The following is a 14,427-nucleotide window of genomic DNA, read 5'->3' on the forward strand; positions in this document are numbered from 1 at the left end:
AAAAATGTTCTGATCAATCTTGCGCATATCTCCCTCCTGTTTCCGACTCTTCAACTCTTTTCTATATTTTACACGATCATCATGGATTTATTGAATAAAAAATGGGAATTCCTATCCTTTGAACATACCGTCGCCCTTGCACAAGATGGTTCCCTCTGGGCCTGGGGTAGAAATATGGAAGGAGAATACGGCACCGGAAATACAAGTTACAGTACAACGCCTGTTTCGGCAGCCAACCTTGCAAATATCACAGCTATTGCGGCTGGCAGCAATTTTACCGTAGTCCTCAAGGCAAACGGCACAGTCTGGTGTTGGGGAAGTAACGGTAACGGGAAACTCGGTAACAATAGTACCGACTTTTCATTGGTTCCTGTTCAGGCGATGAGGGAGTAGGCTTAACCAGCGGTGATAAATAGACTTCGGGGAGGTCACAATTGACATCCTCACCTGAAATCTTCCTCGGGCGGGTCCGTCACCAGAACATTTGTTCCAAGATCATCTAATACCTGTTGCCCAAGCCCGTCTTCCCTTGAACGCAATCTTTTCAGCTTCTCAGGACTATATTTTTTGGGTAACTTGCCAAGATTACAGATAGGCTCCCCTGGACTGATGGAAGGCAGGCTTGTCATCCCCATGACCACGCCGTTAAAAGGTGCATACAGCGTACTTTGATCTTCACCAAGAATTGTTGAATTGCTTGCTATTGGCTGGTCTTTTTCCACAATATCACCAGGCGTGATATGAAAATCCAGAAACCCTCCCCGATCAGCCCGAATCCATTTTGTTTTTTCAATAACTATCTGATAAGCAGGACGTTCTCTACGGCCTTCCAGCATGTCCAGCTCACGCAGAACATTTTTTATACCGCGAACAGCCGTTTCAACAATACCAGGCTCCACTTTCCACACTTCCCCCCCTTCCATGATGATTGTCGGGCAAGCAGCACGACATGCTTCCCGGCGAAAGGAGTTTTTAGGCCCTTTGCTGTTCACGATAATCTCAGTGCCAAAGGCTTCAGCAAGCCGGTGGACTTGGGCATGCTCCAAATCGCCTCGAACTGTGGGGTAATTGGTTCGTCGAACCGAGGCTGTGTGGAGATCAATGCCATAATTGCAGCGCATGACAATTTCATGAAAAATGGTAAATGCCATACGGCTGGCAAGGCTTCCATCAACAAAACCTGGAAAGGAGCGATTCAAATCCCGACGATCAGGCAGGTAACGGGAATGACGTTCAAAGGCTGGAGGATTAAGTACCGGGATCAGGATAACTGCTCCGCGTGTAATCTTGAAATTATCTTCCTGAATCAACTGACGAATAGCTCCGCAGCCATTGATTTCATCACCGTGCAAGGCCCCGGTCACAAACAGGACAGGCCCGTCTTTCTTTGCGCGTCGTACGTGGATTTGAATATTCACTGTCATGCTGCTGTAGCTTTCTCCCACAGCAAGATGAACATTCCGTGCTTGCCCTGGTTCAACTTTTTCACCAAACCAGTCAAAGATTGATTTTCGGGCCATAGATGTATCCATATTTATTTCTGTTCCTCAGTAGTTGTCTCTGTCGGAACAGAAACCGAGTCAACTGTCCCGGCTTCTTGGTATACCTCATCAGCCACAGGCAGGTCAGGAAGATTTTTAATCTTGGGCTGCCGTTTCCGCCGGACTTTCTTGGGCGTCATATCACGCATCAGCTCAAGTTTACCAAAGCAGAGCAGACGATCACCGGCAAGCAATTCCCGTCCTGATTTGGGATTTGGTATGACCTTTGCGTTTCGATGCAAGGTCAGCACCACAATATCTTTGTCACGCAACTGTGAATCATTAATTGTTTTCCCTATGTATTCAGAACCTTCCGGGATATGGATTTCTGCAACACCATAGCCACTACTCACTGTTAACCGCTGGCGCAGATCAATCTCAGGAAAGTTCACCTGCGCAGCAATATAGTCAATGATTGAGCCTGCAATATCAAGTTGCGTACATTTCTCAATGCCCTCCAGCCCTGGAGAGGAATTTACCTCCATGATCTGTGGCCCGTCTTTTCCTTCAAGAAGATCCACTCCTGCCACCCGAAGCCCTAATATTTGTGCGGCCCGAACTGCAGTTTCTGTATACAAATCATCGAGCTGAACCGGCTCAGTGATACCACCTCGATGGACATTGCTGCGAAACTCCTGGCCCTGGGCAACCCTGCGCATGGCTCCCACAACCCGATCCCCCACAACAAAGGCCCGGATATCCCTGCCCTTACTCTCCTTAACAAACTTCTGAATAAGCACACTCTGCTTCTGGCTCTGCAAAAGCTCAACAATGCCTGCAGCTGTACTCAGGGTATTTGCCAGGATAACCCCGATTCCCTGGGTTCCCTCAATCAACTTGATAACAACAGGTGCTCCGCCAACGCGTTCTATTGCCGGTAGAACATCTTTCTTGTCGCGGACAAAGGTCGTTTTTGGGATGCCAACGGAATGGCGACTCAGTATCTGCAAACTCCTGAGCTTATCCCTTGAATTGGAAATACTTGCAGATGAGTTGGTACAAAACACATCCATTTGCTCAAATTGCCGGACAACCGCAGTACCATAATAGGTAATGGACGCACCTATTCTTGGCAGGACAGCATCGTATTGGGAGAGGTGTTTTTGACGGAAATAGAGGTCCGGTTTGCCTTGATCCAGATCTATGGCAAACTTCATAGTGTTTAACACCTTAACCATATCGCCTCGTTGCTGCGCCGCTTCACGTAATCGCCGAGTGCTATAGCAATGGCGATTGCATGAGAGAATAGCAAGTTTCATAGTGCCTCCTGACTTTGCGTTCCAGAATCTCTTTTAACTCGTTTGCTGACCTTTTTCCTGCGTTCCGGTCGACCACCATAATAGGATTTACCGCCATCAACCAAAAATCGATCCCTGAATGCTTCTCGTCCAAGCAACATCCTGAATCCCATATTATCACGACTGGCAAGCGTCAGTTCCACCTGCCAGCTCTGATTGAGCAGTTCGATATTTGCCAAAATAACCGGCCTGATTTTAGCCACTCCATTTGAACTTTTGACAGACCTGAACTCAAGTATTTTGGCCTCAGCTTCCACAGTGTCCTTACTCGAACGTTGGATTGGGTGAACCCTGAAGCGTACCCATTGTTCTCCATCCCGATCAAATATTTTCAGGTTAACTGCCTGTATTGAAGAAGAACGAGCCCCTGAATCAACCTTGACTTTAATCTTGTCAATTCCAAGAGTTGGAAGTTTAACCCACTCCCGCCAACCAATGATCGGCAATGCAGCTTTTCTTTTTTTTACCATGATGTCGCAACCTAATGCAGGATAATGAATAAGGAAAAAACACCCTTGCCCGAAACACTGTTTGCGGGTAATTATCTAGCGATCCCTGAAAGAAGGGCCATTACAAGGAAAGAGAAGAGAGACAATACAAACCATAATGTAAACCATAATGAACACCACATACACCTGCGGCATCCTCACCCTGAGTGATAAAGGCTCCAAAGGCGAACGGGAAGACACCTCTGGCCCGCTCCTGCAAAAGATACTCACAGAGCAGGGCTTCAAGGTCATAGCCTATGAGATTCTCCCTGATCAACAGTACCAGATTGAAGCTCGCCTGATCCAATGGGTGGATCAAGAGAAGATTGACGTAATCGTTACAACAGGCGGTACCGGAGTTTCTCCCACAGATCGGACACCAGAGGCCACCCGCCGGGTTATTGATCTGGAAATCCCAGGCATTGCTGAGGCCATGCGTCAGGCAAGCCTTGCCAAGACCAGGCAGGCGATCTGGTCCCGGGGTATTGCTGGTATTCGGGGAGAATCCCTGATTATCAACCTGCCAGGCAGCGAAAGGGCTGCACAGGAAAATATTGCAGTGATCCTGCCCGCCCTTGCCCATGGGTTATACAAGCTCAAAGGCGGGACTGCCGATTGCGGACAAAGAAAGAATACAGAAATGTAGGTGCGGTTCGCGAACCACCCCTGCGGATCCCTTAATTTTCCTTAAGCCCGTTAATACAGACCTGGGGCACTCTCTCCTGAGCAGCCATTATCTCGCCGATCAGGAAGGGTGTTTCACCCATTGCCTGGAAATGCTGCATAACCGAGTCTGCTTCAGCTGCACTTACTATCGCCATCATACCAATGCCCATATTAAAGGTCCGATACATCTCAGACTCAGGGATCTGACCTTTTTCCTGCAACAAGGCAAAGATTGGTGGTTTTTCCCAGCTGTCTTTGTCAATCACGGCCCGACAACCTCTGGGCAGAACTCTGGGGATATTATCAATAAATCCGCCACCGGTATTATGCACCAGACTATGGACAGGAAAGCGATGCAGTACCCCGAGCACACTCTTCACATAAATCCTGGTGGGTTTAATCAACTCTTCGCCAACCGTGCAACCCAGCTCCTCCAACGTATCATCCACGCTTAACCCCAGATCTTCAAAAATAATCTTCCGGACCAGGGAAAAGCCATTGGAATGCAGACCTGATGAAGCAAGGCCGATAATTTTGTTACCAACCCGTACCTCACTGCCATCAATAATCTTATCCCGCTCTGCAATCCCCACAGAAAAACCAGCCAAGTCATAATCCCCTGGTTGATACAGACCAGGCATTTCTGCGGTCTCGCCTCCGATTAAGGAACAGGCTGCCTGCTTGCAACCCTCTGCAATACCCTTAATCACATCTGTGGCCTCATCAAGATCAAGAGAAGAACAAGAGAAATAATCCAGAAAGAACAGCGGTTTTGCCCCACTGACAATAATATCATTCACACACATAGCCACCAAATCAATGCCTATGGTATCGTGCCTGTTGCAAAGTTGGGCAATTTTTAGTTTAGTGCCCACACCGTCTGTGGAAGCGATGAGCACAGGGTCTTTGCAGTTGACATTCCCGATACTGAACAGGCCGGAAAAACCACCAATATCATCAATAACAGTACGACTATGGGTGGCAGAAACGATATTTTTAATGCGCGAGACAAAGGCATTGCCTTTATCAATATCAACCCCGGCTTCACTGTATTTTGATGCTGCTGTTTCAGATGCTGTCATTGTTTTTATTTTTTCGCTATATGAAAATGCTCAGGGTGTTACCCTGAGCTGGTTGGATACAGCCCCTTCAGGGCTTCTTTTTATGACACCCGCTGAACTTACTGGATATTATATGACACTTCCGAGACATTGTTGTCGTCGGAGCGAAACAAATACCGGGAATCAATGCCCTGAAAGGGCAATATATAGCCAGCTTGGGGTAACACCCCGAGCCAACTACGGCAGTCCGGGCTGCGGGATATTTTGAGAATATTACTTTTTTACTGTTGCTTGTCAATATGTTTGTATGAAGATTGCAACAGTGCATTCCATTTGGTATAGGTTGATTACCCATGAAAACCCTTGTTACACTCATCGGTCTGGTCCTGATACTCGAAGGACTTCCTTATGTGGCTTCCCCGGAGGCCATGCAACGCTGGCTCAAACAACTGACCGAGATGTCGCCAGATAGTCTCAGGAGTACGGGTCTACTGGCAATGGCTATTGGTTTTCTTCTTTGTTATATCGGACAACGGAGCGGTCTGCTGGGGTGAAAAAGCAGCATTTTTTGTATAAGGGCAGGCCCCTGTGCCTGCCTGTTTAATGCACGGAAACTATACAGGGCGAACACAGGGGTTCGCCTCAACGGTACCCTCCGGCTCTAAGGTGAATGTATGGAAAAAACAGCAAAACGCGAAATGATCGGTTTTGAAGGCAAGGTTCTGCTCGACACCCTGCGCCGTCTTCACCGCAAAGGCGCAACAGACAATCTGCTCAAGCTGATCCTGAAAACGCACCCTGCTGACCTGGCCTGGGTTTTCCGTTCTCTCCCTCCGGCTGACCGCAAAAAACTCTTTGAGATCATTGCCAACACTGATCTGGTGGCGGATTTTTTCAGTGAACTGGATGATTCCATTATTGTTGAACTGGCGGAAGACCTGACCCCGATTTTTCTTGCTGACGTGGTCAGTAAGATGGCACCTGATGATGCAGCAGACCTGCTGGACATCATACCGGATGATTTGGCTGGTGATGTGCGCACCCATATGGAACGAGATGACCGCCACGAACTTGAGGAGTTACTCAAGTATGATCCGGAAACAGCAGGTGGCATCATGTCCCCTGACTTCATGTATCTGGATGAAAAGCTCACTGTGGAAGAGGCTATCAAGAAAGTACAAAAACGCAGCGAAGACAAGGAGATGGTCTTTTATCTCTATATCACCCACGGTGATGGACACCTGACCGGGGTGCTCTCTCTGCGGGAGCTGTTGCTTCATCCCATGCATCGGCAGCTGAAAAATATCATGAATCATCCGGTGATATCAGTGACCACAGATACGGATCAAAGCGAGGTGGCCCATATCGTGTCCCAGTATAACCTGCTGGCCATTCCGGTTGTGGATGCCACCTTTAAATTGATTGGGATTATCACGGTGGATGATGTTATTGACGTTATCCGGGAAGAGGCCACAGAAGACTTTCTCCAGATGGCTGGCGCAGGTAAAGACAACGAGATCCTGCTCAAACCCCTGCATCAGAAAATTATGCTCCGGGCTCCGTGGCTCTTTGCCTCCTGGATCGGGGGCGTAGCTGCCATGTTTATCATTAACGGTTTTGAACACGAGTTGCAAAAAGTCCTGGCCTTGGCTGCTTTTATCCCGATTATCGCTGGAATGGGCGGAAATATTGCCACCCAGTCCAGTACCATTGTAGTCCGGGGGATGGCTACTGGCCGGGTTAATATGCCCCAGTTTTTTCATATTGTTGGCCGGGAAACCCTGGTGGGCATTGCCTTGGGGATTTTATTCGGATTCCTCCTCGGTCTGATGGCCTTACTGCAATACAGCACACCATCCTATCTCGGCCTGGTAGTGGGGATTTCGGTCTGTGCTGTCATGGTCATGGCAGCCAGCCTGGGCACAATCATCCCCATGCTCCTGAAACGCTTTCATGTTGATGCGGCCATTGCCACAGGCCCTTTTATCACTACCTCCATTGATGTCCTTGGGATCAGTCTCTACTTTTATGTGGCAAAATTCTTATTGAATATCTGACCCCTGAATACCCGGATATCCAACTATGCGCCTTTTCCGTTCTTTATTTCGCAGCAGGAACCCTTTGCCCCTGCTGCTGGCCCTGTGTGCTCTTCTCTACCTCCTTTTTCATACCCTGCATCCAGATACCACTAGGATTGATCGACGTGCTGAACCAAAACCCATCACAGCACGGGGTGATCTGGCTGATGATGAAAAAAACACCATTGCCGTGTTCCGGGAGGTCTCGCCCTCAGTGGTCTACATCACCACTATTGAGTTGCAACGCAATCTCTTTACCCTGAATGTCTACGAGATTCCCAAGGGCACGGGTTCCGGCTTTATCTGGGACAGACAGGGAAGGATTGTAACGAATTATCATGTTATTGCCGATGCAGGTCGCATTGAAGTCACTCTGGCTGACCACAGTACCTGGAAGGCTGCTCTGGTGGGTGCGGCCCCGGATCGTGATCTGGCTGTACTCCAGATTTCCGCCCCAGCAGATAAACTCCCTCCGATTATGGTCGGAGAATCGGAGAATCTCATGGTCGGACAAAAGGTCTTTGCCATTGGTAATCCCTTTGGCCTGGATCAAACCCTGACCACCGGCGTGGTCAGTGCCCTTGGGCGTGAAATCCGTTCGCTCACCAACCGCACGATCCCCAATGTTATCCAGACCGATGCAGCCATTAATCCGGGCAACTCAGGCGGCCCCTTGCTGGACAGTGCCGGTCGTCTGATAGGGGTTAATACCATGATCTACAGTCCTTCAGGCGCAAGCTCAGGAATCGGTTTTGCCGTACCTGTTCATGAAGTCAATCGGGTGGTACCTCAGATTATCCGCCATGGCAAGATGTTCCGGCCCGGCCTGGGCATCAGTATTGCCCCGGAAAATGTAATGCGCGAGCTAAATCTGGACGGGGTACTGATCATGAACATGGCTGCCGATTCTTCAGCGGAAAAGGCAGGATTACAGGGAACCAGACAGGTCTGGGGTGGCCTGATTCTCGGTGATATTATCCTTGGGGTCAACGGGGTTCGGGTTACAGATTATAACCAACTCCGGGATGAGGTGGAAAAATATAAGGTCGGCGATACAGTCACACTGACGCTGTTGCGGGATAATCGACAGGTGGATGTTGATGTGGTGTTGGATGCGATGTAAGCCTGTGGTAGCCCTTTAATGAGAACACAAGTTGTTCGGTGCAACTCCAGGTTAATACAAAAAACCGAACAGCCAAAGCGGGATTGAGCCAGCAGTGGCATGGAGCTGATCATCTTTCACCAAAAAAGCTGTACCTGTGCTGTTGCTTATCTGTTTACCTTTTTTATTTTGACCGCCTATTTCAAAAACAATGTCCCGGCACAGGTAGTCTCCTGCATTTTTGCTGTAAAAAACGTTTTCACCGCTGTTCTGCAACATACTGATGAAAAACAGCTCTCTGACAGTGCCCTGATTGGCTCGGCGGCCAAGCGTTTCGTTTATTCCGTACAACAGGCTGGTGTTGTCGATAAAAACTTTTGCCGGTTTCCGAATCAGTGCGCTGCCGGTTTTATTTGTAAAAATAAGCCGTACCAGACCAGTTTCCTGGAGGATGGTCAGGTAATGCATGGCTGTTTTGCTGTCCAATGAAAGGGTTTTAGCCAGGTTATGTGCGCTAATCTCACCCGGCGGAATGCTGCTCAGATAATTGAGAATCTGTTTGAAAAGGTGCAGGTTAACCGTTTTCAGCTTATAATACCCAGCAATGTCTTCGAAAATAGTTTTTTCAATAATATTACCCAATTTTTCAAAATAGAGATTTTTTGATTCCAAAATAAACGGGTAATAACCGTATCTGAGGTATTCCTGAAAATGTCCTTTGAGTTTTGGCAGGGCCACAAGCTCCGCTGCCAGCTGTCTTCTGTCAGTGATGAGCGTGTCGAAATCAACAGCGGCAAGGTTATAACCGGATGTAAGGTTGAGGTATTCTCGAAACGACATCCCGTGGAGCCGGTGCATGATGCCTCGGCGGGACAGGTCGTAGGCTCCTTTAACAAAATTCATGCTTGAACTGCCGGAAAAAACAACCGTTACATCAGGAAAGGAATCATAAATATTTTTCAGCTCCTGACTCCAGCCTGTGTATTTGTGTGCTTCATCAATGAAAAAAAGTTTGATCGCCTCTGTTTCATACTGCCCTTGAATGCACTCAAAAAGTGATGTGTTGCTGAAGTAGATATTGTCAGCGGAAAAATATAAGGCCGAGTGCAGATTTACGTTTTCCTTGATGTACTGAAGCATCAGGGTGGTTTTACCAGCTCCCCTCGGGCCTGCCAAGCCGATGAGTCGGTTATTGAGATTGAAAGAGGGATACAGATATCGTTTGGTTTCAATGTCCAACGCATTGACTAAACGATGATAAATGGCTTGCAGTACTTCCGGCATAGAGACACCTTAGGATGAATGATTTTGCATTATTTTAGAATGTATTCCTGGAATAAGCAATTATTTTTGGAGTACATTCCGAAATATTCGATTGTGTGGACAGGCAGGGTTACAGGGAACCAGACAGGTCTGGGGTGGCCTGATTCTCGGTGATATTATCCTTGGGGGCAACGGGGTTCGGATTACAGAGTATAACCAGCTCCGGGATGAGGTGGAAAAATATAAGGTCGGGGATACTGTGACACTGACTCTGTTGCGGGATAATCGACAGGTGGATGTTGATGTGGTGTTGGAGGCGATGTAGGACCAGGCAGGAGAGACTTGGGGGTGGGGAATTGTCCAACCACTGGTTGGAGATTTGCAGAGAGAGTTCCTTGGCGTGGGTGGTTTTTCGGCTTCTAACCTCTGGCGGATGAAGGGATTCTTCGAGACGGCATCATTCTCTGCAAGGAGAAGAATCGCACCGTGGTGGAATACGCTCTGCACGACGCTCGAAAGCCCATTAGTGTGGCAACCTATGAAATCACCAAGACATTGCCACAATCCGGGCTTTTGATTGTGGAGGCGGAAAAGAAGTTGTGGGCGGATTGACTAAAAAACTTGACGCATCAATCCTTAACACGTTAAAAAAAGAGATAACGTACTCTTTAAATTGATAAATAAGGTGGATATCGTGGTTAATACCAAAGCTCGGTTCTTTAAATGTGCTCTGCAAGTCAACCCGGCGGGCTACATTAAATATCGCGGTCAGCAACAAACCATTACAGAAGATGACTACAATCAACAGTTGCTGAATGAGGCACTGGAAGCAGGAATCGAAGTGATTGGTCTAGCTAATCATGGTTCAGTTGATGGAGTTGATAAAATACGCACTTTATTTGCTCGGAATGGAATAGTTGTATTTCCAGGCTTTGAGATAGCTTCTAGCGAAAAGATACATTTCGTTTGTTTATTCGATGAAAATAAAACTTCTCAGGAATTAGAGAGAATACTGGGACATCTAGAACTACTTGATCCTGACGAAGGCGTGTTACCTACAAAATTATCAGCACCTCGGCTTATTGAGAAAGTAAATGAGATTGGTGGATTTTTATTTGCAGCCCATTGCACAAATAAAAATGGCGTTCTTAAATGCAAAATGAACCATGTGTGGCAGCACAACGGATTGTTAGCAGCTCAAATACCTGGTCCAATTGAGGCCCTCAAAGGGGTCGAAAACGATTTTTATCGTAAAGTACTTCTCAATAAAGAGACCAATTATCGACGAGAGCGGGAAATGGCGGCGATCAACGCCGCTGATGTGGCTAATCCAGAAGATATTAAAAACGATGGGGCGTCTTGTCCCATAAAAATGACCAAACCGTGTTTTCCATCCTTCAAACAAGCATTTTTGGATGCGGGTTCTAGAGTTAGATTGAATACCGATAAACCAGAAAGTTATGCATCTGCTATTGAGCGAATGAGATTTGTAGGTGGGTACTTGGATGGTATGGACATTGAACTGTCGGAACACTTAAACACTGTGATAGGAGGACGTGGTACCGGAAAATCGACGCTATTGGAGTGCATTCGTTTTGTCTTAGATCTTAAACCATTTGGTAAGCCTTCAAAGTCACAGCATGAAGCAATATTGAAGAATAATCTTGGCCGTGAGAAGGGGGTCGTTGAACTAACTCTGCGTTCAGCAAAAATGAATGGTCGTAAATTCAAGGTTAGTCGTAAATGGGGTGATCAACCAGTTGTTCAAGACGAACAAGGTAATTTGTTGTCTCACTACCAACCCATTGATCTCTTACCTGGTATAGAACTTTACGGTCAAAACGAAGTTTATGAAATGACACGAGATACACAGAGCCGTAATAAGTTGATTAAGCGTTTTTTAGAGGGAGATCACGATAATCTCGAATCAACGATTGCAAATCTGCTGAGTCAGTTGAAGGAAAATCGTGATGCAATAATAAACGCCTTACATCAAAAAAGTGAGATAGAAACGGATGTAGAGCGATTACCAAAATTGCAAGATCAGGTGAGACAATTTCATGAGTTAGGACTTGATGAAAAGTTAAAGGTTGTCCCAAAGCTAGAAAAAGAGAAGCAGCTCAACAAGCAGGTTGAATCTGAGGTGAACAAAATTCGTGAAGCGGTAAATAGCTTGAAAGATAGCTTGCCTGATATTCCCTTTCTTAGTGAAGGATCATTAGAAGGCTTACCGCATTCTGAGACCTTGAAGCAGCAGCGCGCAGTATTGGATCAGCTTTCGAAAACAATGAGTTTGACAATTCAACAGGTTGATGAGCGGATTCATCAAGCAGAGCAATCATAGGAGCCTCTGCAAAAGCAATTACAGGAAGAGATTTGCAAAGAAGAAAAAATAATTGAGAGCGCTTTTAAAAAGATTCCAACCAGCCAAGGTAAAACGGGTAGACAAATTGGTAATGAATATCAAAATTTGCTACAGCAGATCGAACAAATACGACCCAAACAGAGTGTATTGAAAACCCGCAAAGCCGAAATTGATAACCTATATAAACAGCGTCGGAAGTTAGTTGTTGAGCTATCAGAGGCTATCAGTAACCGTTCCAGTGCAATGCAAAGGTCAGTCAAACGTCTTAACCGCAGGCTTGAGCAAAAAGTTAAGCTTACGCTCCAAAATGAAGGAGACCGCCAGCCACTTCATCAGTTTTTGACAAAATGTAACCTAGAAGGTGTTGGCGAAAAGCGTTTAGCTTGGGTTGCAGAAGGTGATTTCTCTCCAGCAAATTTAGCCTCAACGATTCGGGATAGCGAAGAATCCCTAAAGGATACTGGTTGGGGAGTAACTCCTACAGTAGCGCAGGCTCTTTGCCGATTGCCAGAAAGTACATTACTAGAAATGGAAGAACTGACGCTACCGGATACGATGGCTATAGAATTGAATGTAGCTCATGGGTCGAGAGAGCCGATATTTCGTCAGATAGAAGAGTTATCAACCGGTCAGCAATGTACAGCAGTTTTGCATTTGTTGCTTTTAGAAAATCAGGACCCACTAATTCTTGATCAGCCAGAAGATAACTTAGATAATGCTTTTATTGCGGATCGAATTGTTTCAGAACTGCGTCGAGCGAAGCTAACACGCCAGTTTCTATTTGCTACACATAATGCTAATATTCCGGTATTCGGTGACGCTGAGTGGATTGGGGTACTCAGCGTAAAAGATGATAAAGGGTTAATCTTACCAGAACAACAGGGAGGAATTGATGTCCCAAATGTACAGACCTTAGCGGCTGATATTTTGGAAGGCGGAAAAAACGCATTCAATCAACGTCGCGAGAAATATGGATTTATGTAACGTATTAATAAATTCAACAGTAACTCTACCTGAGTGAAACGAAAGCGGACTCATGCAACCGCACTGAAATAATTCGTTCTGCAAGAGGAAAATCCCTCGCTGCAACAGGAGAAACCCTTCCCGAAGCGGCAGAAATCACACTGAAGCAGGAGAAAGAGACCTCGGAGCAGGCAGAACTCATCCTGGAGCAGGAAAAAGTCATTCTGTAGCGGGAGAAAACCATTCTGCAGTGGGAGAAAACGGTTCTGTAGCACTACACCGCCGTTTTCTCCCCCTGCAACGACTTATTTTCCGGGAAATCCTTCCCTCAACTCAATGCAGGAGAACATCATGCCCGCCCCGTGCCATTTCAGCGAAGATCGCCTGAACTGCTCCCGGACCGGCCCCAAAAGAATAAAGAAAATTCGCGGCAATGAAACTTGAAAAAGCGTTTTCCTGTGACCTATAATAGGTTCTATATAAAGGTCTAAAAATAACTTAGAGAGAGCATTATGGATCCTATTTTAGCGAGATTTTCTGCAAGCATTTCTGAATTAAAAAGAAACCCCAGTGCATTGCTGCAAGAAGCCGAAGGAAGCCCGATAACGATTCTGAACCATAACAAGCCCACAGCGTACTTGGTTCCGGCGGAAACCTATGAAGCCTTACTGGAAATGATTGAGGACCAGGATTTGGGTATCATCTTGAGCGGAGCAAAAGCTAAAATATGAGCCTCTTTGATAACTGTGAAAAGAAAGAGATTGATGAAGCAAATGCGATTCTTACTGAGCTAGAAGGTAGGGTGAAGCTTGATCGCCAAAGACTGCAAACCCTTTCCCAGGAAGAACTTTCTGAACTCATTGATAAAGCGCAAGCAAACTATATTTATGGTTTGTCCACCAGCAGAGCAGGCAATGAAGAAGTCGCACAAAATTTCTATCGTAAAGCTTTTGAGCTGTTGCCTACCCATATTGAGGCCCTTGATAATTACGGTATAGGACTTGTAGAAAGATTGGAATTTGAAGAGGCTATTCCATACTTTGAACAATCTGTCGTTGCTGACCCTTCAAGTCCACTGGCTTTTGTTTATCTTGTTAAATGCTATCAAGAAACCGAGAACAATCGAATGGCTTATATGGCCATTACTCACCTGAAGTGTCATTGGCCAGGTAAATCTCCGTTTGTGGATTGGAGTCATCTGGGACAACCTAAGCATTTACCCATGCTTGTCCCACCATTCGCTGAAGGGCAGGTTTGGCGTAATAAAACCAGATCTGCCGATGAATCATCACGGATCTGGATTAGGCTTGTCGATCTTTACCAGGAGAGCCAGCCTGTTGTTCACATCTCCCTTGCTCATGTATCCCCCTCTGCTGATGGCAGTATCATTTTTGTTTCTCATTTACCCTATGAACCAACAGCATTATCAAGCTGTGTTGCAGAGCTTACCGACGAAAAACAGCAATGGGGGCTGGAGGAGGATAGGTTTGGTGAGGGCTACGGTATATGGCTTGAATCGTATAATGCCGGGGAAGCTGGAGTGTTTACGGCTCCAGTTGACGAGGTTGTTGATGGTTTAATGAAGGGAGTGCTGTAAAACAG

13 protein-coding genes and 2 pseudogenes are annotated in these 14,427 nt (G+C 46.5%); 10 read left to right on the forward strand and 5 right to left on the reverse strand.

The genetic code is table 11. From position 1 onward, the window contains the following. Nucleotides 1-393, forward strand: a 393-nt coding sequence (locus L2082_RS08330) for an RCC1 domain-containing protein (protein WP_446011615.1), incomplete at its 5' end; no start/stop codon positions are given. A 50-nt stretch (nucleotides 394-443) separates the two neighbouring features. On the opposite strand, the gene L2082_RS08335 is transcribed toward L2082_RS08330, so the two are convergent. Genes L2082_RS08335 through L2082_RS08345 form a run of 3 tightly spaced genes read right to left on the reverse strand, consistent with a single transcriptional unit; the run spans nucleotide 444 to nucleotide 3,309 of the window. Further along, nucleotides 444-1,532: a succinylglutamate desuccinylase/aspartoacylase family protein gene (locus tag L2082_RS08335; RefSeq protein ID WP_446008396.1), complete on the reverse strand. Its 1,089-nt coding sequence runs from the start codon at nucleotides 1,530-1,532 to the stop codon at nucleotides 444-446. A 2-nt stretch (nucleotides 1,533-1,534) separates the two neighbouring features. Next, nucleotides 1,535-2,800 (reverse strand): RimK family alpha-L-glutamate ligase, encoded by a 1,266-nt coding sequence (locus L2082_RS08340; RefSeq protein WP_446008397.1) that lies wholly within the window; start codon nucleotides 2,798-2,800, stop codon nucleotides 1,535-1,537. After that, nucleotides 2,797-3,309 (reverse strand): ATP-dependent zinc protease family protein, encoded by a 513-nt coding sequence (locus L2082_RS08345; protein ID WP_446008398.1) that lies wholly within the window; start codon nucleotides 3,307-3,309, stop codon nucleotides 2,797-2,799. The genes L2082_RS08340 and L2082_RS08345 overlap by 4 nt, the downstream gene beginning before the upstream one ends. Before the next feature lie 148 nt (nucleotides 3,310-3,457). Here L2082_RS08345 and L2082_RS08350 point away from each other — a divergent pair, with 148 nt between their 5' ends. Further along, entirely contained in the window at nucleotides 3,458-3,973 is a 516-nt protein-coding gene (locus L2082_RS08350) for a MogA/MoaB family molybdenum cofactor biosynthesis protein (RefSeq protein ID WP_446008399.1), read from the forward strand. A 31-nt stretch (nucleotides 3,974-4,004) separates the two neighbouring features. On the opposite strand, the gene purM is transcribed toward L2082_RS08350, so the two are convergent. Continuing rightward, nucleotides 4,005-5,075, reverse strand: coding sequence for a phosphoribosylformylglycinamidine cyclo-ligase (purM, locus tag L2082_RS08355; RefSeq protein WP_446008400.1), 1,071 nt, complete (start codon nucleotides 5,073-5,075; stop codon nucleotides 4,005-4,007). 332 nt (nucleotides 5,076-5,407) lie between these two features. Here purM and L2082_RS08360 point away from each other — a divergent pair, with 332 nt between their 5' ends. The 3 genes from L2082_RS08360 to L2082_RS08370 all read left to right on the forward strand — a co-directional run bounded on the left by L2082_RS08360 (nucleotide 5,408) and on the right by L2082_RS08370 (nucleotide 8,255). Next, nucleotides 5,408-5,608, forward strand: coding sequence for a DUF2065 domain-containing protein (locus L2082_RS08360; RefSeq protein WP_446008401.1), 201 nt, complete (start codon nucleotides 5,408-5,410; stop codon nucleotides 5,606-5,608). Between the two features lie 120 nt (nucleotides 5,609-5,728). Further along, nucleotides 5,729-7,111: a magnesium transporter gene (mgtE, locus tag L2082_RS08365; protein ID WP_446008402.1), complete on the forward strand. Its 1,383-nt coding sequence runs from the start codon at nucleotides 5,729-5,731 to the stop codon at nucleotides 7,109-7,111. A gap of 25 nt (nucleotides 7,112-7,136) precedes the next feature. After that, nucleotides 7,137-8,255: a S1C family serine protease gene (locus tag L2082_RS08370; protein WP_446008403.1), complete on the forward strand. Its 1,119-nt coding sequence runs from the start codon at nucleotides 7,137-7,139 to the stop codon at nucleotides 8,253-8,255. 51 nt (nucleotides 8,256-8,306) lie between these two features. Here the strand turns inward: L2082_RS08370 and L2082_RS08375 are convergent, their stop codons facing one another. Continuing rightward, nucleotides 8,307-9,518 (reverse strand): ATP-binding protein, encoded by a 1,212-nt coding sequence (locus tag L2082_RS08375; RefSeq protein ID WP_446008404.1) that lies wholly within the window; start codon nucleotides 9,516-9,518, stop codon nucleotides 8,307-8,309. A 91-nt stretch (nucleotides 9,519-9,609) separates the two neighbouring features. Here L2082_RS08375 and L2082_RS08380 point away from each other — a divergent pair, with 91 nt between their 5' ends. From L2082_RS08380 to L2082_RS08400, 5 genes and pseudogenes are all read left to right on the forward strand, one after another. Further along, a complete protein-coding gene (locus L2082_RS08380) occupies nucleotides 9,610-9,822 on the forward strand; it encodes a PDZ domain-containing protein (protein WP_446008405.1) in 213 nt (70 codons plus the stop codon). 128 nt (nucleotides 9,823-9,950) lie between these two features. Continuing rightward, nucleotides 9,951-10,109 (forward strand): annotated as a pseudogene (locus tag L2082_RS08385) (PDDEXK nuclease domain-containing protein); the annotation flags it as partial. Between the two features lie 82 nt (nucleotides 10,110-10,191). After that, nucleotides 10,192-12,846, forward strand: a pseudogene (locus L2082_RS08390) (TrlF family AAA-like ATPase). A gap of 491 nt (nucleotides 12,847-13,337) precedes the next feature. Then, nucleotides 13,338-13,556, forward strand: coding sequence for a type II toxin-antitoxin system Phd/YefM family antitoxin (locus L2082_RS08395; protein WP_446008406.1), 219 nt, complete (start codon nucleotides 13,338-13,340; stop codon nucleotides 13,554-13,556). Then, complete coding sequence (locus L2082_RS08400) at nucleotides 13,553-14,422, forward strand: tetratricopeptide repeat protein (protein WP_446008407.1); 870 nt, start codon at nucleotides 13,553-13,555, stop codon at nucleotides 14,420-14,422. Before L2082_RS08395 ends, L2082_RS08400 begins: the two co-directional genes overlap by 4 nt. Nucleotides 14,423-14,427 lie beyond the last annotated feature (5 nt).

This window comes from Candidatus Electrothrix sp. (genome assembly GCF_052785085.1).